15 protein-coding genes are annotated in these 20232 nt (G+C 53.7%); 10 read left to right on the top strand and 5 right to left on the bottom strand.

Annotation, left to right across the window (positions count from 1 at the left end; all coding sequences use genetic code 11):
* Positions 1–152 precede the first annotated feature (152 nt).
* Positions 153–476, top strand: coding sequence for a tetratricopeptide repeat protein (locus HFN16_RS03485; RefSeq protein ID WP_168889375.1), 324 nt, complete (start codon positions 153–155; stop codon positions 474–476).
* A complete protein-coding gene (locus HFN16_RS03480) occupies positions 477–1166 on the top strand; it encodes an HD-GYP domain-containing protein (protein WP_168889374.1) in 690 nt (229 codons plus the stop codon). It abuts the gene before it with no gap.
* Between the two features lie 1080 nt (positions 1167–2246).
* Here HFN16_RS03480 and HFN16_RS03475 read toward each other — a convergent pair.
* Both HFN16_RS03475 and ilvD read right to left on the bottom strand, forming a co-directional pair.
* Positions 2247–2768, bottom strand: a complete 522-nt coding sequence (locus HFN16_RS03475; protein ID WP_168889373.1) for a type 1 glutamine amidotransferase domain-containing protein — start codon at positions 2766–2768, stop codon at positions 2247–2249.
* Positions 2769–2916: 148 nt separating this feature from the next.
* The gene (gene ilvD / locus HFN16_RS03470; protein ID WP_168889372.1) at positions 2917–4578 is read right to left on the bottom strand and encodes a dihydroxy-acid dehydratase; all 1662 of its coding nucleotides are present in this window, start codon (positions 4576–4578) and stop codon (positions 2917–2919) included.
* Between the two features lie 205 nt (positions 4579–4783).
* Between ilvD and HFN16_RS03465 the strand changes: the two genes are divergently transcribed.
* Positions 4784–5035, top strand: coding sequence for a YHS domain-containing protein (locus HFN16_RS03465; protein ID WP_168889371.1), 252 nt, complete (start codon positions 4784–4786; stop codon positions 5033–5035).
* Between the two features lie 588 nt (positions 5036–5623).
* Positions 5624–8305, top strand: coding sequence for a cobyric acid synthase (locus tag HFN16_RS03460; RefSeq protein ID WP_168889370.1), 2682 nt, complete (start codon positions 5624–5626; stop codon positions 8303–8305).
* A 913-nt stretch (positions 8306–9218) separates the two neighbouring features.
* On the opposite strand, the gene HFN16_RS03455 is transcribed toward HFN16_RS03460, so the two are convergent.
* Positions 9219–10253 (bottom strand): ImmA/IrrE family metallo-endopeptidase, encoded by a 1035-nt coding sequence (locus HFN16_RS03455; protein WP_168889369.1) that lies wholly within the window; start codon positions 10251–10253, stop codon positions 9219–9221.
* Between the two features lie 501 nt (positions 10254–10754).
* Between HFN16_RS03455 and HFN16_RS03450 the strand changes: the two genes are divergently transcribed.
* The 5 genes from HFN16_RS03450 (at position 10755) to HFN16_RS03430 (ending at position 15501) form a co-directional block, all read left to right on the top strand.
* Positions 10755–11318: a VPLPA-CTERM sorting domain-containing protein gene (locus HFN16_RS03450; protein WP_168889368.1), complete on the top strand. Its 564-nt coding sequence runs from the start codon at positions 10755–10757 to the stop codon at positions 11316–11318.
* Between the two features lie 39 nt (positions 11319–11357).
* Complete coding sequence (locus HFN16_RS03445) at positions 11358–11858, top strand: VPLPA-CTERM sorting domain-containing protein (RefSeq protein ID WP_168889367.1); 501 nt, start codon at positions 11358–11360, stop codon at positions 11856–11858.
* Between the two features lie 213 nt (positions 11859–12071).
* Positions 12072–13877, top strand: a complete 1806-nt coding sequence (gene lepA, locus HFN16_RS03440; protein WP_168889366.1) for a translation elongation factor 4 — start codon at positions 12072–12074, stop codon at positions 13875–13877.
* Positions 13878–14178: 301 nt separating this feature from the next.
* Positions 14179–14799, top strand: a complete 621-nt coding sequence (gene lepB, locus HFN16_RS03435) for a signal peptidase I (protein ID WP_168889365.1) — start codon at positions 14179–14181, stop codon at positions 14797–14799.
* A 147-nt stretch (positions 14800–14946) separates the two neighbouring features.
* Positions 14947–15501 carry a hypothetical protein gene (locus HFN16_RS03430; RefSeq protein WP_168889364.1) on the top strand — a complete coding sequence of 185 codons (555 nt, stop codon included), beginning with the start codon at positions 14947–14949 and terminating at the stop codon, positions 15499–15501.
* Between the two features lie 439 nt (positions 15502–15940).
* Here the strand turns inward: HFN16_RS03430 and HFN16_RS03425 are convergent, their stop codons facing one another.
* Positions 15941–16933 carry a sensor domain-containing diguanylate cyclase gene (locus HFN16_RS03425; RefSeq protein ID WP_168889363.1) on the bottom strand — a complete coding sequence of 331 codons (993 nt, stop codon included), beginning with the start codon at positions 16931–16933 and terminating at the stop codon, positions 15941–15943.
* A 236-nt stretch (positions 16934–17169) separates the two neighbouring features.
* Here HFN16_RS03425 and HFN16_RS03420 point away from each other — a divergent pair, with 236 nt between their 5' ends.
* On the top strand, positions 17170–17799 hold the full coding sequence (locus HFN16_RS03420) for a LysE family translocator (RefSeq protein ID WP_168889362.1): 630 nt from the start codon (positions 17170–17172) through the stop codon (positions 17797–17799).
* A 98-nt stretch (positions 17800–17897) separates the two neighbouring features.
* Here HFN16_RS03420 and HFN16_RS03415 read toward each other — a convergent pair whose 3' ends face one another.
* Positions 17898–20081 (bottom strand): molybdopterin-dependent oxidoreductase, encoded by a 2184-nt coding sequence (locus HFN16_RS03415; protein ID WP_168889361.1) that lies wholly within the window; start codon positions 20079–20081, stop codon positions 17898–17900.
* Positions 20082–20232: the final 151 nt, after the last annotated feature.

Here is a 20232-nt window from a genome sequence, read left to right as displayed (position 1 = left end):
GTGGAAATAAATTTGAAAAGCTGTAAAATAATCCTTGAAATTGAAATTCAATATCAATAAAGTCTGCCGATGCAGATCAGGACTGTCGATCGATCCTTCCGATGGGTTGGATACGTCAGGACTGACGGAACAGGAATCTCAAGGAGTACGATATGAGCCGTTTAAGAACGTTGGGTATATTGAATCGAGAAGGAATGAAGGCCGCCAATGCAGGCAGGGTTGCTGACGCCATGTTTCAGTTGGCGCAGGCTGCCCAGATCGCCGAGACCATGGACTCTCCCCTGCATATGGCCAAGGTTCGGAACAATATCGGGCTGGTGAATCAGCAGGCAGGCAAGTTCGATGAAGCAAAGGCCTGCTTCCTTCTGGCAGAGCAGTCTGCCGTGGAAGGCGCTGGTGAAGGTAACATCCTGCAGAGGGCCATCGTGCGCAATATGGCGCATCTTGATCAGGCACAGGCAGGGCTGGGTGCATAGATGCTGTTGGACAATCATTCCCCAGCAGCTGCCTCATCACGGGTGCCGGAGAAAAAAACGTGCTCTCCATCCCAGTTTGTAACCACGATTCTTCATCAGTTTGCTGAATCGTTGGGGAACGCCATCGATGCCAAGGATCCTCACACCTCTCGTCATTCAGACGAGGTCGCGCAAGTGGCCCACACGCTGGCTCTGGCCATGGGGCTCTCCCCCCGCGAGGCTGATATCATCCATGTGGCGGGCCATCTGCATGATATCGGCAAGATCGGTGTGCCGGATGCTGTTCTGCAAAAGCAGGGCCCGCTGAGCACCAAGGAGTGGCAGGCCGTGCGCAAACATTCCGAGGGTGGTGCCGCCATCCTTCGCCCCGTGGCCGCGCTGGAGAAACTGGGCATTGTGGACATGGTCCTGCACCATCATGAGCGCTATGATGGCAAGGGGTATCCCAAGGGATTGAAGGGAACGGAGATCCCCCTTGGGGCGCGTATCATCACACTCGCCGATGCTCTGTCTGCCATGTTGCAGAACCGCCCCTATCGTGGTGCCATGGATTTCGACGTTGCCTGCAAGGAGATCGAGCGGTGCTCGGGAACCCATTTTGACCCGCGCGTGGTGGAGGCGTTTCGTCGATCCGCTGAGCCTATTCGCGCTCTGGTCGAAGCACTGTCAGGCGATGACGCTGCAGCGTGATCGGGCATACAAATTTTTGGTCCTGAACAGCCCCAGATGGTGAGAAGTTAAATATTTTGTACCCAAAGGCATGTTTGGAGAGAGTGTTGGGTCAATGTTTACTCCACCGTAACACACTGAAATAATGCGAGTAAAAAATAATTTTGAAGTTGCACAATTCTTTGGCACGCCGAATGCTATAAAGAAAGCATCTTCCTTTTATTTGCACACGAGAAAACAACAAGCCTCCTCCGGGAGGCTTTCTCGTTTTTGGCGTCTGGAGCATTCACTGCATTCCTGTCCCGTCTTCAACATTTCGGTACTCGATCGGATCTGTCGATATGAAATTGGTCCGGTGTCACTTTCGACATTGTCGGTTGTATGATGATGGAACGGTGAAAGGGTATGCTTCTATTTTTTGGAATCACACTTTCCCCCCTGAGAGAATACAAATTTTCGGCCTCAACACTTCCTAATCGGCCGCAAGTACAATTGTTTGTACCAAAAGCCGTTTTTCATCTTGATGATGTTGTTGGTAGATCATCCTGTAAGTTGCTGAAAATATACTGTAAAAACATTTATCGAAATTCTGTGCGCGGTTGGCACGGCGTATGCTTTATAGAAATCATCTTCCTTTTATTTGCACACGAGAAAACAACAAGCCTCCTTCGGGAGGCTTTCTCGTTTTCTTGCCTACGATGAAATTTGGATCCACCTTTTCGTTTTGCCTCTACCGACTAGAATCACTTTTTGCGTCGCGTGGTGAGAATACAAATTTTTAGCCTCGACACCTCGTAATACGCTGGAAGTTCAATTGTTTGTACTTTTGGGCGTTGTTTTGATGTATCAAGAATGCAGAGAGGACATGTCTAAACTACTGAATTGATGCGATAAAATTTTTATTTGAAATTGTGTGAGTGTTTGGCACGACGTATGCTTTATAGAAAGCATCTTCCTTTTATTTGCACACGAGAAAACAATAAGCCTCCTCCGGGAGGCTTTCTCGTTTTCTGGGGTCAGTGTTCCGTAGAGAAAAAATATGCCCCTCGCGAATTTGAATCGCGAGGGGCTTTGTCTTGTCGATAGCGAAAGAGGATGACCTTAGCGGGTCGCCTGCTCAATGATCGCTCGGCAGAAGGCCGGGAGGTCGTCCGGCTTGCGGGAAGAGATCTGATTGCGGTCCACCACGACTTCTTCATCGACCCAGGTGGCACCGGCGTTTTCAAGGTCGTCCTTGATTCCGGGGGTGGCGGTGCAGGTGAAACCGTCCATGATCTTAGCGGAGATGGGGATCCATCCGGCGTGACAGATGTGGGCGACGATCTTTCCAGCTTCGAAAATTTCACGGGTGAGCTCCAGCACCTTGGGATCGCGGCGGAGCTTGTCCGGCGCAAAACCGCCGGCAATGACGAGCAGGTCGAAATCGCCAGCCTGCTGATCGGCAATGGCGGCGGTGGAGCGGAAAGGATAGCCATGCTTGCCCTTGTAGACCGCACCGGCTTCCGGCCCGGCCACGACAACTTCAGCGCCTTCTTCGATCAGGCGGTAGTAGGGATACAGCAACTCCATATCCTCAAATACATCGTCCACAAACATCAGGACGCGTTGACCTTTCATTTTCATGTGACCCTCCGTTCTTCAGAGTCATGTCGTTAATATTGTAGTGGATACTGCAACTGTGGCGTCCTCAGTACAATTATTAATTGTGAGGACAAAAAAGCGGGGCTGGCAGCATCAGCTACCAGCCCCGCTCGATTAATTGCTTCAGCGCTTACTTCTCGTACACGGCACCGCGGGAGGCGGAGGTGACGAGCTTGGCATAGCGGCGCAGGAAGGCAGACTTCACCGGCTTCTCAACCGGCTTGAAGGTCTTCTTGCGTTCTTCCAGTTCGGCATCGTCTACCAGCAGGTTGATCTTGCGGGCTGGGATGTCGATCTCGATCTTGTCGCCTTCCTGAATCAGGCCGACCGGGCCGCCAGCAGCAGCTTCCGGGGAGATGTGCCCGATGGCAGCGCCGCGGGTGCCGCCGGAGAAGCGACCGTCCGTGATCAGCGCAACGGATTCGCCCAGACCCATGCCGGAGATGGCAGAGGTGGGGGTGAGCATCTCGCGCATGCCGGGGCCACCCTTGGGGCCTTCGTACAGGACAACAACCACGTCGCCGGGCTTGATCTGGTTGCCCAGAATCGCCTCGACGCATTCTTCTTCCGAATTGAACACGCGGGCCACGCCGGTGTTCTGCATCATCTCGGGAGCCACGGCAGACTGTTTTACGCAGCAGCCCTCGGGAGCGATGTTTCCGTACAGGATAGCGATGCCGCCTTCCTCGGAGTACGGGTTGTCGATGGGACGAACAATGTTGGTGTCAGTGACCTTGGCGTCGAGGTCCTTGAGGTTCTCGCCCAGCGTCTTACCGGTGACGGTCATGACGTCGAGGTTGAGCAGGTCGCGTTTGACCAGCTCGCTCATGACGCCGGGGATGCCGCCGGACTCGTTCAGGTCCTCCATGAAGTGAGGGCCTGCCGGGGAGAGCTTGCACAGGTTCGGGGTCTTTTTGCTGATCTCGTTGAACATCTCGAGATTCAGGTCGAGGCCCGCCTCGGCGAACAGGGCCGGGAGGTGCAGGGTGGTGTTGGTGGAGCAACCCAGCGCCATATCCATGGTCACGGCGTTGTGCACAGCCTTCTCGGTGACGATGTCACGCGGGCAGATGTTGCGCTCCAGCATTTCCATGACCTGCATGCCTGCCTGTTTGGCAAGGCGCGTACGGGCGGACATGACCGCCGGGATGGTGCCGTTGCCGGGCAGTGCCAGGCCGATGGATTCGGAAAGACAGTTCATGGAGTTGGCAGTGAACATGCCCGCGCAGGAGCCACAGGTGGGACAGGCGGACTTTTCAAAGTCTTCCAGCTCTTCCATGGTCATTTTACCTGCTTTGACCTTGCCCACGCCCTCGAAGACGTTGATGAGGTCGGCGGTCTTCTTGCGACCGGCCAGCATGGGACCGCCAGAGACGACCACGGCCGGGATGTTCATGCGCAGGATGGCCATGAGCATGCCCGGGACGATCTTGTCGCAGTTGGGAATGCAGACGATGGCGTCGAACGGGTGCGCGGTCGCCATGATCTCCACGGAGTCGGCGATGATTTCGCGGCTGGGCAGGGACATCTTCATGCCCTCGTGGTTCATGGCCAGACCATCGCAAACGCCGATGGCCGGGAATTCCATGGGGGTACCGCCCGCGATGCGGATGCCGGTCTTAACGGCCTCGGTAATGGTGTCTAGATGCACATGACCGGGGATGATTTCGTTGGCGGCGTTACATACGCCGATGAGCGGCCTGTCCATTTCTTCTTTGGACAATCCGGTCGCGTAAAGCAGCGACCTGTGAGGGGCCTTTTCCAAGCCACCAGTCATTTTCTTGCTTCGCATCTATTCTCTCTCCTTAATGCGTAGATATGATTTGGAGGGGTAGTTCAACTCTATTGTCTGCGCCTGTCAACTCTTTTGGACTGGAGCAGCTGTTTGAATACCACGCCCCACGGGCTTTTCCCATGATAGATGCACCCTTTATCGCGATGTGTTAAAATACATCCAGATAGGTCTCTGTCAGGATTTTTCGGCAAAGGAGGCGGCTATGTCGAATGTATGCGGTGGTCAGGGGTGCGTCTGTTCCAAGGATCGGTATCGCGAACCCGAGGCAAAGATTGTTGCCCGTGATCCGGTGTGTGGCAAGAAGCTGGATTGCAATAGCGAAGGCGTGCGGCAGTTGAACTGGGAAGGGGCAGTGTTTTACTTCTGCGATACCCGGTGCATGACGAAGTTTGTGCAGAATCCCAAGAAGTATGTGGGGAAGAAGGGAATCTGGAATTTTCTCAAGTTCTGGTGATTGTGGGGATTTGAGGGAGTGGGGAGCCGCCCGGGGACGGGCGGCTTTTTTTTATGGAAGAGGCGCCTTTGGCACTGAAGGCAGTAAGAGAGCTGAGGTCGGCCTGCGGCCTCCGATTGCTGGCAAGATTCCTGCCGGGGGCGTCCTGCGCGGACGGCGGTTCTTTCTATCTCTGCTGTCCTCATCCGTAAGCCTCGAAGACTTGGCAACGGCTGAGGCTGCCTGAGCCGCCCCAAGAAAGAACCAAAGAAACGCGGCTTTTGTGTGATTCCCGCCTTATGAATCAAGGGCTGGTGCAGGGCTTCGTTTTGGGGAAGGGGGATTGAGCGATAGCCAAGTAATTAGTGGCCCCCCGAGCGAAGCGAGCGCAAAAAAGTTTAGGAGGGTGTCGGGAACCCTTTACAAAGGGTTCCTGACCCGTCGGAGACGCCCGCCCGGCGAGGGCACGCCGTAGGCATCTTCCTTCTATTTTCCCTTGTCTCCCAACCGTATTCGACGTAGAAGAGATTTGAGTCTCGACATTTTCTAGACTTGTTTTCGCAGGGCTAAAATTCGGCCCTTAAATTCAAGAGGTTGGCAGTTTTACGTATGGTCAAGCAATCCGTTTTTGCAGGCATTCCTGATGTATTGGATGAGCAGAAGTTCGCCCATGGTGGCAACTTGCGCAAGATGGCCGAGATGGCCGGATGCCTTCCCGAGGAAATCCTCGACTTCTCCGCCAATGTGAATCCGCTGGGGCCGCCGCCGTGGCTCGGGCAGGTGGTGGGGCAGGCGCTGCAGAGCGTGGACTCCTATCCGGACCCGGATTCGCATGACCTGCTCATGGCCGCATCCGAGGTCTACAAGGTGTGGCCTACGCAGGTGATCGCGGGTAACGGCGCATCGGAGCTGCTGTTCACCATCGCCGGACTGGGCGGATATGGACAGGCCATCATTCCTTCGCCTGCCTATGTGGATTACGCGCGCGCTTGCAAGGCGCACCGGGTGAAGACCGTGGAAATGCCCATGACCGAGGACTTTCACGTGGACTTCCCGGCCATGGGATCGCTGCTGCGCACACCGTCGCTGGTGTTTTTGTGCAGCCCGAACAATCCCACGGGCACGACCTTTTCCGCTGCCGACCTGCGCGAAGTGGCGGAGATGTTCCCGAAGTGCCGCTTCATCGTGGACGAATCCTTTGCGGACTTCCTGCCTGACGGTACGGACCGCCTCATCAGAAACAGGCCGTCCAATGTGATCACGGTCCTGTCCATGACCAAATTTTACGCCATCCCCGGCATCCGTCTGGGGCTGGCTTTCGCGGACCCGGACGTCATCCTCAAGATCAAGCAGGCCATGCCCGCGTGGTCGGTCAACGTGCTCGCCCAGAAGGTGGGCGCACGCTGCCTGCGCGATGTGCAGTATGGCAAATACACCCGCGAACAGACCGCGCTGCTGCGCGAAAATCTGGCGGCAGGACTGCGCGAAATCCCGGGCATCAAGGTGCTCCCCGGCACGGCGAACTACCTGCTCTGCCGCGTGGACCGCATCGGACAGGATGCAGTGCCACTCTATGAACGGCTGCTGGCCGAACACCACATCGCCATCCGTCTGTGCGGCAACTACGAGGGGCTGGACAACAACTGGTTCCGCGTGGCCGTGCGTAATGAGAAGGACAACGAGCGCCTCATCAATGCCATGGAAGCGGTGAGCGGCACGGCCCGCGCGCCCATCATCAAGCGCACCAAACGCACCCCGGCGCTGATGCTGCAGGGCACCAGCTCCAACGCGGGCAAGTCCGTGCTGACAGCGGCCTTTTGTCGAATTTTCCTGCAGGACGGCTACTCGGTGGCTCCGTTCAAGGCGCAGAACATGTCGCTCAACTCGTTCGTCACGGATACGGGCGGCGAGATGGGCCGTGCGCAGGTGACGCAGGCCATGGCCTGTCGCCTCAAGCCTGATGTGCGCATGAATCCGGTGCTGCTCAAGCCCGGCTCGGATGTGGGCTCGCAGGTCATCGTCATGGGCCAGCCCGTGGGCAACATGTCGGTGCAGGAATACGTGCGCTACAAACCGCGCGCGTGGGAAGCGGTCAAGACCGCCTACGACTCCCTTGCCAACGAGCATGACATCATCGTGCTGGAAGGCGCGGGCAGCCCGGCCGAAGTGAATCTCAAGCACCATGACATCGTGAACATGGCCATGGCCAAGTATGCTGACGCCCGCGTGCTGCTGGCGGGCGATATCGACCGCGGCGGCGTGTTCGCCTCCATTGTCGGCACCATGAACCTGCTCACCCCGCAGGAACGCGACCTTGTGGAAGGGTTTATCATCAACCGCTTCCGGGGCGACGCCAGTCTGCTGGACCCCGCCTTCGGGCAGATGTTCGAGCACACGGGCAAGCCGGTCATGGGCACCATTCCGTACATCCAGTCCCTTGGATTGCCCGAGGAGGATTCGGTTTCCTTCAAGGAAGGATTCCGCCCCGAGGGCAGCAAGATGCCCGAGGACGAGTGCGTGGATATCGTGGTCATCGACCTGCCGCGCATATCGAATTTCAATGACATCGACCCGCTCCATGCCGAGCCGGATGTGCGCATCCGCGTGGTGAGCGACGCCCATGATATCGGCAAGCCGGACGCCATCATCATCCCCGGTTCCAAATCCACGGTGCCGGACATGAAGGCGCTGAAAGGTTCCGGCATCGCCGCCGTGATCCGCGAGCTGTCCAATGGCGGCCACAAAACCAAGGTGGTCGGCATCTGCGGCGGCTTCCAAATGCTCGGCGAGATCGTGGACGACCCCTACGGGCTGGAGTCCGAAACCACCCGCGTGGACGGCTTTGGTCTGCTCCCGGTCCAGACCACGCTGCTGCCGCAAAAGACCCTCACCCGCACCTGGGGCCAGCACTCCAAATCAGGCCGCCGGGTCCACGGCTACGAAATCCACCACGGCGAAACCAAACCGCTGTCCGAGAATCTCCGCATCGCCCTGCGCGACAACAGCGGCGATCCCCTCGGCTTTGCCCGCCCCGACGGCCGCGTCTGGGGAACCTACCTCCACGGCCTGTTCGACGCCGACGAATTCCGCCGCTGGTTTATCGATCAGCTCCGAATGGACAAAGGCCTGTCGCCGTTAGAGGACGTACAGGTGCGCTTCGATCTGGAAGACGCCTTAGATCACTTGGCGGGCGTCGTCAGGGAAGCCGTGTGTATGGAAACGGTGTATAAATCGCTCGGCTTCAGCGGGTGTTGTACACAGGCGAGTTTGTTTTATCAGTTTGGCGGGTAGACGCTACGCTAGGTTTATTTGATTGAAGAGAAGAAAAGGCCGCTCCGATGGAGCGGCCTTTTTAGTTGGAAGAATTTAGAGGAGGTCGCCTTCGGCTCCGATTGATGAACCATCGCTGCCGGGTGGCGTCCTACGCAGACGGCGGTTCTTTCTTGGCTGAGCCGCCCCAAGAAAGAACCAAAGAAACTCGGCTTCCCTAGCTTGGCCGCTGCCATCCACGCCCAAGAATCTGATCCAATCGGCTCCGCTCCCCGAATCGATGGTGTGCGATCTCGTATGGCTCGTAACGATTCGAAAGAGTCGCTCCATCGATTGGTCAGCTTCTAAGGCTTTGGTGGTTTGATGCTATGCCTAGGGATTAATGGGAAGACGCAGATGTTGTTACAGCATTCTTTGCATCTTGTGTTTGATGCAAAGTGGAAGAATGGATCATCTCCTTTCGGATCGTGCATCTTACAGAGTTCGAAGTGGTCATTAGAGAAAAGGTCTTCTTTGCTATCTAGATCACACATGACTGACTTAAAGCACTTATGAGGAACAGTCATTTGTTTGCAGACTATTAAGAGTCTTCTGTCACAGCTAAAAATTTCACATGTCGTTTGTGCTGCATAGGCCACTGCTAATAAGTCATAGATGTCACCCGTCTTTGAGTCGACATCATAGATTCGCTCAAGTTGAACTTGATCATTGCAATTGATCCAAAAGTCGATTGCATCTTCCTCAGAAACTTTATCTTCTAAAACAGCACAGTAGTGATCTGATTGATTACATTTTCCTTTGTAAAACTGGTCCGTTGAAACTAAACATTCTTTTTCTAATAATGTGGGAATCCATGCTAGCAGTTCACAAGTATCGTCTACTCTATACAGCTGGGAAACAAAAGAAGAGTCTAAGAAGTGTTCTGTTGTCATAGTCATAGCTCAAGTTCAGATTCAATACGAGAATAGACAGATTCTGAGAAAGAGTCTTTATTGTCACTAATGATATTAGAAAATCTTTGTTTGTTCCGTTTTAGAAGAGTTAAGATGTCATCGTCACTACTTGAGTAAAGGTGAGAAAGTTTCTCTTTGATGTTCTTGTATTGTTCTGTTTTTCCAGAAATGTACAATAAATCATATAAAGCATTGATAGCTACATCAACACTGGTTTTGTTCTCAAAGATAGTTCTTTGTACATCATCGAGGTCAATATTATTAGGCCACTGCATGGCCCAACGATTAGCCTTTTCAAATGGAATCAAAAAGAATTGAGCAAACTTTGTTGCAAGGAATTCAGGAATATCTTTCTTGTCAATATTCTTTGAATATGGATTGAACTTCAGGTTGTCGGAGCTGACTGCGGCGTCATGGTCGAATAATAGGTGTGACAACTCATGTGCGATGGTGAAACGTATTCTGCACGGTGGATAGTTTGTATTTATGTATATTGCATTTTTCGAATTATCAGTAAGATAAAAACCGTCTACATCAATATCAGATTTGGAAGTGAAGAAAGTAACATTGAGCATCGTGCATGCCCAACTTAACGAATTGTTGTATTCTTTTTTTACTGCATTAACGTGATTCCTTGCAATAACGATAAGTTCTAGCCATTCAGTTGGATAGTTTTTCTGTGGCTTGATTTTTGATTCGTTGATGTTGGGGATCAGTTCTTTAACAATGTGAAAGGCGTTCTCTATTCCTGATGCAAATGTTTTGGCCTCGGAATCAATGTTTCTAAAGCTGACCGAAGTCGGTTGATAGTTCGATTTGAGTAAATAAAGGAAATTGAAGTTAAGGCATGAGCAGATTTCTTTTAATTCTGAAACCTTGAGTTCTGCTTTTGCGTTTAGGTAATTATCAACAAGAATCTCATCGATGTCACAAAGTTTGGCGACATCGTGTGATGAATAATTACGTTTGGAGAACTCAAAATTGAGTCTATCTGCTATTACTTTTCTGGAATTCAAATCGACTCACCTCAACTGTCTATTAAGATTCTTATACATTTTTATTGTTGATAACAAGTTGTCAATATTTGAGTTCAGAACAGGTCAACTTTCCCAGCCCTCAAGAGAGTGGCCTAGAAGCTGACCAAATCGAATGCCGCCCATGGCCGTAGGTTATCGGGCAGCGACGAACGTCGCGCAGCGCGGCTCAAGGCATTCTATTTGGATCAGATTCTCAGCCGCTCACGCCGGGCGGCCAAGCTAGAAAAGCCGCGCTTTTTTCGTTCTTTTTTGGGGCGGCTCAGCCAAAAAAGAACCGCCGTCCGCGCAGGACGCCTCCGGCAGGAATCTTCCAATAATCGGAGGCCGAAGGCCGACCTCCTCTATTGTCCAATAAATCCAGAAAAATCCCCACTCCCCGCCACCATTCCCAACGCAACCTCAATAACAACCTGTTTTTGCACAGCAGATTAAAATGGGTGTGATTTATGCATAAGTCGATAAAATTTTATCGGAGGACTTATGAAGCTCGTCTACACACTCATCGTTGCTGTCATTCTGGCAATCCCGTGCTCTGCGCAGGCCTACTATATTGAGTTCTCGGGGAACTCTCTTAATAGCGGAATCTTTTCAAGCAGGAGCATCGATAACGGGGTTTCCTTAGATGCGACCAATTTACAGGAATATATCATGTTTCGTGGGGCGCTGACGATTTTCTCTGATTATGGGAGAGATATCGAGCGCCTTGTGGATGTGAGTTTTTCTCAGTTTGTTACAGTAGCTGGTGTTTCTAGTGCGACTTCGACACTAATGATTGATGGTATGGTAAAGCTGGTCGATCATTACTGGCCTACTACATATGGGCTTGAGAGCTTCTCCAATGTTGACGATTTAGAGCCTCTTTACACTGGGACTATATATGAATTTATGTATGGTATAGGTCCGGGTAATATTTTGGATGCAGACATCGACATCGTCGTGACCTCGGCAGACGCCCCGGCTCCGACTCCTCTCCCCGGCGCTGTCTGGCTGCTGGGGTCCGGCCTTGTCGGACTCGTGGGTTTGCGTCGGAAGATGAACGCGTAATCGCTGCAACTTTGTGTTGATTGTTCAGGAGATATGTAGATGAAAATGTCACTGGTTCGGATTGTTATGTCGCTGGCTGTCGTGATGTCCATGGTAGGGAGCGCACACGCTACAATTTATGATTTCTCTGGGACGTTTACAGAGTATGAAACAAACCCGATTTCTGCTCCTTTTACCGGCTGGGTAACAGACTCTCCAGACATTGATAGTGATGGCTCCATATTCGGAGGAATATCGGTTAACACTGGCATCATGCAGCTGGAATACGTTTTCACCGACCTTTTGGTAGCCATTGACGACATGTCATATTTTTACCTTTACACACCAGAGCCTTTGATTAGCGGTGCTATGGATGCTGCTGTGTTTCAAAATTATGCTGGCCCCATGTATCTGTCTACACAATTGGGATTTCTGAAGAGTGCAAGTGGATTCAACTCGTTGGAAGAACGAACTTCACCGACTCCTCTCCCCGGTGCTGTCTGGCTGCTGGGGTCCGGCCTTGTCGGACTCGTCGGCCTTCGCCGGAAAGCTACGGCGTAGAGCTTTTCCCTCCGATTACAAAGAAGGCCTTTCGCTGGTGTATTCAGTGGGAGGCCTTCTTTGTCAGTGCGGCTTTTATGCAATCATGGCTTCATAAGCTCGCCCATATATATTAGACAACCACCCCCAAATCCTTTACAACCCACTCCACATGCCCGGCGATGGGGTCTTACCGTATTGCCTATGACATGAAACCTCTTAGCTATGAGAACTATGAGCAAAATAGATAAAATCCGCAATTTCAGCATCATCGCCCATATCGACCACGGCAAGTCGACCTTGGCGGACCGCATCCTCGAACTGACCGGCATGGTCGGCGACCGAGACAAGAAAGACCAGTACCTCGACAAAATGGAACTGGAACGAGAACGCGGCATCACCATCAAGGCCCAGACCGTACGTATTCCGTACACCGATAGCGACGGCGAGAAATACATTCTGAACCTTATTGATACGCCCGGCCACGTGGACTTCTCCTACGAGGTGTCCCGTTCGCTGTCGTCCTGCGAGGGCGCGCTGCTGGTGGTCGACTCCACCCAGGGCGTTGAGGCCCAGACGCTGGCCAACGTGTACCTCGCGCTGGACAACGACCTGGAGGTCATCCCGGTCCTGAACAAGATCGACCTGCCCAGCGCCGATCCGGAACGCATCAGCCACGAGATCGAAGAGGTCATCGGGCTGGACTGCTCCAACCCCATCTCCGTTTCTGCCAAGACCGGCCTGAACGTGCAGGATGTCGTGGACGCAGTCATTCACATGCTGCCGCCGCCCAAGGGCGATCCGGACGCGCCGCTCAAGGCCCTGATCTTCGACTCCTGGTACGACTCCTATCAGGGTGTGGTCGTGCTCTTCCGTATCCTCGACGGTACGCTGAAGAAGAAAGACATGATCAGAATTTTTTCCTCCGGCAAGGACTTCGAAGTCACTCGACTCGGTGCGTTCATGCCTGAGGCCGTGGACATCAAGTCCATGGGGCCCGGCGAGGTTGGATTCCTCTGCGCCTCCATGAAAGAGCTGGGCGATGCGCCCGTGGGCGATACCATCACCCATGCTGCCCGTCCGGTGACCGAGCCGTACCCCGGCTTCAAGCCGGTCAAGCCCATGGTCTTCTCCGGTCTCTATCCGGTGGAGCCGAGTGAGTACGAAACTCTCAAGGCCGCGCTGGAAAAGCTCCAGCTCAACGACGCCGCCTTCAGCTACGAGCCCGAGACTTCTCAGGCGCTCGGCTTCGGCTTCCGTTGCGGCTTCCTCGGTCTGCTCCACATCGAGATCATTCAGGAGCGTCTGGAGCGCGAATTCGAGGCCAAGCTCATCACCACCGCCCCCTCGGTTATTTACGAGGTGGAGGACGTGCAGGGCGAAGTCCTGACCATCGACAACCCGTCCAAGCTGCCTGATCCGACCAAGATCGGTCGCATCAGCGAGCCTTTCGTGCGCCTCGAAGTGCACGTGCCCAACGAGTTCGTTGGTGCGGTGCTCGCCCTCTGCGAAGAGAAACGCGGCATTCAGAAGGACATGGCGTACATCACCGAAAACCGCGTGGTCATCACCTACGAGATGCCTTTCGCCGAGGTCATGTACGATTTCTTCGACAAGCTGAAGTCTTCCACCAAGGGCTACGCCAGCCTCGATTACGAGATCATCGATTACCGCGACGCCGACCTCGTGCGTCTCGACATCCTGATCAACGGCGATCCCGTGGATGCCTTCTCCTGCATCGTGCACCGTGAGAACTCGCAGCGCATCGGTCGTTCTCTCGCCCTCAAGCTGAAGCGCTCCATCCCGCGCCAGATGTTCGAGGTCGTGATTCAGGCCGCCATCGGCAACAAGATCATTGCCAAGGAGCGCAACGCACCCTTCCGCAAGGACGTTACCGCCAAGTGTTACGGTGGTGATATTTCTCGTAAGCGCAAGCTGCTCGAGAAACAGAAGGAAGGTAAGAAGCGCATGCGTCGCATGGGCAACGTCGAGATCCCGCAGGAAGCATTCCTCTCTGTCTTGAAGGCAGACGAGGAATAAGAGAAGCCTCCGGCGGGTCCTCGCCGGACGGGCGTCTCCGACGGGTCAGGAACCCTTTGTAAAGGGTTCCCGACACCCTCATAAACTTTTTGTAGCTCGCTTCGCTCGAGGGTGGGGTGTGTGCAAAAAAAATGGGAACTTGATTTAACTGAGTATAAGCATAGACTGGCCCACGCCAAAGGCACGAAAGGGATTCCAAAGGGTATAGCCCTTTGGCCGCCGGAGGCGACGTCATCTGACAATGGAGCCGAAGGCGACCTCCGACTCTGATTTTATTCATCTGATTTTAGGACATATATACATGACACATGATTCCATGAAACAGTTCCGGGACACCATCGAGGCCGTAGTTGTGGCCTTGCTGCTGGCCTTTGTCATTCGCGCCTTCATCGTACAGGCATTCAAGATTCCGTCCGGCTCCATGCTGGATACCCTCCAGATCGGCGACCACCTGTTGGTGACCAAGTTCGCCTACGACGTGCGCCTGCCGTCGAATGTCTGGCTCGATACCACTGACGGCAAAGTGCTGTACAAGGTGGGCGACCCCGAGCGCGGCGATATCGTGGTCTTCAAGTTCCCCGAGGACGAGACCAAGGACTACATCAAGCGCGTCATCGGCCTGCCCGGCGACACCGTGGAGATCAAGAACAAGGTGGTCTACATCAACGGCGAGCCGCTGGATGAGCCCTACGTGCGCCACACCAAGGCAGACATGCAGCCCATCCGTGACAATTTCGGTCCCTACACCATCCCCGAAGGCCGCTACTTCATGCTCGGTGACAACCGCGAAGGCTCCTTCGACTCCCGCTGGTGGGGAACGGTCAAGCGCGAAAAGATCGTGGGTAAGGCTCTGATCATCTACTGGTCCTGGGGCTCCCTCACCGATATCCGTTTCAATCGAATCGGAACGATCTTCAACTAGGATCGTTGAGATAGAAATAGAAAAGGCCGTCCCGTTTGGGGCGGCCTTTTTTTTATTATTAAGAAGGCAGAATATTGGGCGGTTTGCGTAAAATGTAGAACTATGGCAGCAATCTGTTCTTGTTTAAATAAACCTGTGAGATTGAGCATGAAAAGATTTGCTTTAGTGTTGATTTGCTTTTTGGTTTTCGGTTGTACTTCCACGAAAAAAGGCTTGAATGCAGAGTACATAATTACCCCTTCAGACTTTTCAAGCATGAGCCCATCTGAAGTTGAAAGTGCACTGGTTAAAGGACACCCTGGGAATTATTTTACTCAAGCCTCAAAAGTGTTTTCAGAGGGGGATTTCCAGAAAGGTGTGATGTGGTTCTATGTAGGACAGATTCGCTTTAGAGCCTATCTGAAAGCAAATCCTTCGCTCAAAGCATCAGAAGATCCCGCCCTGTTTGCATCCTTAATACATACTGTCGGCCCGACCATGAATGGATACATCGGCGGGAATGTCGATGAATGGATTATGACGATTGATGAAGCAATTAAGTGGCATAACGAACATCCAGATAAATTTCTCGATAAAGAAGAGAATAAAGATATATATGCATCAGTTATATCTGGATTGGAAAAGTTGAAACGCCATGTTGACGAGAGCAGAGATTTAATTCGGGAAAAACGTCTAGAAAACGGTTTGGATAATCGCTCATAAGATGAAGATATCATAACTGTGTGGGGTTTTGTGTGTTGAGAAGAATGCGTTTCTTTTTAGAATGGATGTGTCATCCCATCTGGATAGATGATTCAGACGGCTGCGGTGAGCCAACCGATCCAGAAACATTGCCTATTAGTGACGACTTGAAGCACGACATTGCAGAGTGGGATAGAATTTTTCAGTCTACTTTGGACCAACGGTATCCACCCGATTCAGGCTTTTCCTCCAAACGTGCGGATAAGCTGTTATGGCAAGCTTTTCAATTGGAAGGAGAAAGTCTCTTTCGGAGACTTCGGGAAGAGTTGGGAGGGGCTTATGACGTTGAATCGGAGGATTATGACAAGGGTGTTTCGTGAAGTTCCTTTACATGTTGAATCCGAATAGATGCGATAGAAAATAAAAGGCCGTCCCGTTTGGGGCGGCCTTTTTTGTGGGCTTACTTTAAAGAGCACTTCAGGCGGTTGGAGCCGTCATAAAATGCAAACGTCCCCTTGCCGCCTCGTTTGGCCTTGTACATGGCCATATCCGCGGCCTTGATGATGGATGTGGCGTCGTGGCCGTCGGTGGGGAAGACGCTGATGCCGATGCTGGCGCTGACGCTGATGTCGTGGTCACAGAACGGCATGGGGCGTTCGAGTTCCTTGATCATCTTTCCGGCCAGATCCGCACAGTGGTCGCGGCAGCCGGTTTCGCCGAGGATGGCGACGAACTCGTCGCCGCCGATTCTGCTCACGGTGTCCATGCCTTGCCTGATCTGTTCGATCATGCGGTTGGCTGATTCCTTGAGCACGAAATCTCCTGCCGCGTGGCCGACGGAGTCGTTCACCTTTTTGAAGTCGTCCAGATCAATGAACATCAGGGAAAAGCTCCCGCCTGTCGTTTCTGCGAGCATCACCGCGGCCTCGAGCCTGTCGGCGAAAAGCACCCGGTTGGGTAGGCCGGTCAGGGCGTCGTAATAGGCGAGGTTACTGATCTTGTTGTAGTGGCTGACATCCACGATGACGCCGACAACCTGATTCTGGGTGCCGACCTGCATGGCGCTTCCCTGTACCTCCACCATGCTGTACGAGCCGTCTTTGAGGAGCCCGGTGAACGTGTAGTGCATCTCCCGCGTCCGGCCGCTACTGCGTTTGCGCAGATTCTCGGCCACCAGCTTCCTGCATTCCGGGGCGACGAGTTCGATGATCGGAATTTTCCCGACGATTTCCGAGGGGGAGTCATAGCCGAATGCCCGGGCAAAAGAACGGCTGACATAGGTGAACTGCTCGCCATCAAGGGCGTAGACCTTGGCCAGTGACTGGTCCAGCACCTCCTGCAGGAAATCAATTTTGCTGGAACGGTCAGACAGGTTCCGCCTGTATGATTCCAACTCATCCTCAAGGGCATGGATCTTTTCTTTCAGCGTGTCGATGTCGTGCTTCTGTGCCATGTGAGAGCCTGCTGCTGGTTCGCGTCTTTTGCTATAGAATAGGAGCTAAGTAGCAGGTTTCCATGATAGTTATATAAAGAAATGTTTAGATGGACCCAAAAATGTTTGATGAATATTGAGTGAGGGGATTTGACTCGTGGGGTTCATGGCCATATCTTTCTTCTCTAATCACAGGGGTTCTACCAATCGATGACCGTGACCGATTCACGGCAGAAACAATCAATGGGCGTGCTGTAATGACATTTCACTTTGTTCTTTTGTTCTCTGTAACGGTGTTTGTTGCCTCCATTATTCCCGGTCCCAGCATGCTGCTGGCGTTGACCCACGGGATGCAGTACGGGGCAAGGAAAACTGTTGCATCGGCCCTTGGCAATGTTGTCGTCACCTTGATTCAGGCCTCGATCTCCATTGCCGGTCTGGGAACCATTCTGGTTGCATCGGAGGCCGTGTTCCACTTGGTCAAATGGGCGGGCGCAGCCTACTTGGTGTATATCGGTGCGACACTTCTCCTGTCTTCAGGAGCATTGATTTCAGAAGACGAGACCGGGCAGGCCGGGGAGCGTGTTTCTTCGAGAAAAATGTTCATGCAGGGCGCCTTGGTGACAGCGGGAAATCCGAAAGCGATCGTTTTCTTCACCGCGATATTCCCCCAGTTTATTAACCCGGAAATGGCGTATATGACTCAGTCCAGTGTGCTGTTGGGAATTTGCGCTGTGATCGCATTTGTCTGCTTCATGATCTACGCCGTGAGCGGGCAGAAAGTGATCTCCGTCTTCTCCAAGGCAAAGGTCGGGAAGTATGTGAAGAAGGTCATCGGCGGCACGTTTATCGGCGCCGGGATCGGACTCGCAGCTAGTAACCGATAGTACCGGAAAATTTGAAGGCCGGACTTGCGGGAGAAATCCGCAAGTCCGGCCATTGTTATTGTTCAAGGGATTACGTACGCCCCGTGTATATTTTTAGCCTACTGTTCTTTTTCAACCCGACAGATGAGCGCGGAGTGTGGCCAACTGCCGATTTCCGGGCTGCAGAATTCATGAGCGTCAGGGCAGAGCATGTTCGCGTTGGATTCGAAGACGCCAAACAGGTCTGGCAGCTTTTCGTTGCGTTCGGGGAACCACCAGGAGTGCTGTGCGTCGACCATCTTCGGGTGCATCACATCCGTGATGTGGACCCGCTGGCGGATGGAACCGGACGGGGTTGAGATGACTGCCCAGTCTCCCTCTGCGAGGCCAAGCTCGGCAGCCGTGTCCGGGTGGATCGAAAGCAGGGGATCGGGCACTTTCTTGCGTGCCTTTTCGATTTGCCGCTGCTCGGAGTGATACATGGGCATGAAGCGACTGCCGGTGATGAGGATGAGCGGGTACTCTTCCGTCAGCTCAGGCTCCTTGCTCTCCGGGCTCCAGACAGGCTCGTGATACACGGGTAACGGGTCGGCGCCCAGCTCCTCAAAGATGGACGATTTGAGTTCCACCTTACCTGAGGGTGTACCGAATCCGTACTTTTCGTATCGACGGAACTCCATCTCCCCAAAAAGGCCATTCTGTTCGGCCAGCTTCTGGAATGTCAGTCCGACAGGTTCGAGGCAGTGGTCGTAAACGTCTTCGATGGTCTCCCACGGCCAGTGCTCTTCCTGACCAAGTCGCAGTCCCAATTGCCTGTAGAAGTAGTAGCTGTCCTTCCGTTCCTCAATTGGGTCGATCCCCTGCGGACAGGCGACGCAGAACCCGCTGGTCAACCAGATCTCCGGCTGTTCCACCGTGGTGGACGCCGGGAAAACATAGTCGGCCATGGCTGCCGAGGGGGTCATGTAGTATTCCATGACCACATAGAGGTCGAGCGCCTTGAGCGCCTCGAAGACCTGCTGCGTATTGGGCAGGGAGAGGAGCGGGTTGCTCGCCAGGGTGATGGCTGCCTTCACCGGATATGGCTTCCCGGTAATGATGGCGTTCATGACCTCTCTGGCGTGGGCCAGATTTGAATGCCACGCTTCAGGGGGCATGGCGTAGCCTTGGGGCAGCTTCTTGTTGGCGGCATAGTTGCGCTCCCAGCCGGGGAAGCCGAAGAACGGGTACTTATCCGCGCCGAGCTGCTTGGCCTTTTGGCCCTGGGGCATCATGTCGTTCAATTCAAGGTATTCCCAGTCGTGGACCTTGCCCACATTGGCTGCCTGACTGAAGATGTCGCCGCCGGGAACTTCGAGGTTGCCGGTGATGGCGCGCAAGATGGCTCGACCACGGGCACACTGTGTCGAGTTCACGCCCTGTTTGTCCAGACCGAGGCCAAAGGGAATCACGGCCGACGCGGCTGTCGCGTACATGGTGGCGGATTCGACCACGAGGGCCGCCGGAACCGAAGTGATCTCCTCGACCTTTTTCGGGGTGTAGGATTCCACGGCGTCCTTGAGCTCGTCAAAGCCGACAGTATGATTGGCAACGAAATCCTTGTCGTACAAATCGTTCGTAATGATGTGGCGAATCCAGCCCAGCATCAGAGCGAGGTCCGTGCCGGGGCGAATCTGCAACCACAGGTCGGCCTTTTCAGCCTCTTTTGTCCGTCGCGGGTCAACGACCATGAGCTTGGCGCCGTTCTTTTGTGCCGCTGCGATCATTGGAGTCAGGCCCATCGGGTTCGACTTGGATGCGTTGCATCCCCACATGACGACACATTGCGAATGGACGATGTCGCTTCCCATGACCATGCCGCCATAGGTGGCATATTCGGTGGCGTAACTCGGGCACATGCAGATGGTATTCACGCCACAGGTGTTGGGGGAGCCAAAGAGGTTGAAGAAACGGCGGCAGTCCCAGTGGTACGTCCGCTTTGTGCCGTGGGTGAACGTCAGCGTCTCGGCCCCGAATTCCTCGCGCAGCTTGGAGAGCTTCTCGGCCACTTCATTCAGAGCCTGCTCCCAGCTGATCCGCTCCCATTTGCCTTCGCCCCGTTCGCCGACGCGTTTCAGCGGATAATTCAGGCGGTCGGGGTGATAGATGTGGTCCAGCATCAGTCGGCCACGTTCACAAAGAGCGCCGCGAGAGATCGGATGGTCCGGGTCGCCAGTGATTTTCACGACCTTGCCGTTATCAATATGCAACAGCATGCCGCAGCGAGGGTGGCATAGCCCGCAATAGCTTCTTCGTACTTCCATGGTGTTCCTCCCTGAGATATTTCAAGGCAGTTGATTCGCTTTCCCTTTAAGAGGGGGCTTCTCCCGTTCATCGGGGAGGAGCGTGAGCCTTTGAACCTACCTTTCCATACCATGCCCATGGAGAAAATAAACCATGGTCAGCGAAAAACTC

The organism is Pseudodesulfovibrio sp. zrk46, from assembly GCF_012516435.1.
Taxonomy (GTDB): domain Bacteria; phylum Desulfobacterota; class Desulfovibrionia; order Desulfovibrionales; family Desulfovibrionaceae; genus Pseudodesulfovibrio.
Note: the sequence above shows the minus strand (reverse complement) of the source record. Positions and strands in the feature narration are given on the sequence as shown.